Genomic DNA, 544 nt, shown 5'->3' with positions numbered 1-544 from the left:
AGCGGCTTTCGACCCGAAAAAATTCACACGCTATGTTTAAGCATGCATTGTGAGCAAAACATAAAAAAGGGAAGTTTTATGAAAAGAATAATTTTAGCGTCCACGCTAAGCGCCCTAAGTTTTGGTGCGATGTCAGCGACGCTACCGACTGACTTAAACTGGCAAACGAACTGGGATGAGCCTCAATATGGCTCTCCTGAAGCAAAGCGTGGCGGGACTTACCGCACTTTCATGTCGAGCTTTCCTCAGACTCTACGCAGTGTTGGTCCTGATGCAAACTCTGGTTTACGTTCTTTCATCTTGGATGAAACTCCAGGGTTGGTGGTTCGCCACCCAGATACGCTTGAATTCATCCCTGAGCTAGCCAATGAGTGGGCATTAGCGGGTGACAATAAAACGGTTTATTTCAAACTAAACCCACAAGCTAAATGGTCGGATGGCAAGCCAGTCACGGCAGACGATTTTGTTTTTATGCTTAAGTTTTACCGCTCGAAAGACATTTTAGAGCCTTGGTACAACGACTATTACAACAAAACGGTTGCTG

At 45.4% G+C, this 544-nt stretch carries 1 protein-coding gene; it reads left to right on the top strand.

Translation table 11 applies throughout. From position 1 onward, the window contains the following. Positions 1–78: 78 nt before the first annotated feature. On the top strand, positions 79–544 hold a 466-nt coding region (locus R7R78_RS28850; RefSeq protein ID WP_225474935.1), incomplete at its 3' end, for an ABC transporter substrate-binding protein.

This window comes from Vibrio sp. 2134-1, assembly GCF_033339495.1.
Note: the sequence above shows the minus strand (reverse complement) of the source record. Positions and strands in the feature narration are given on the sequence as shown.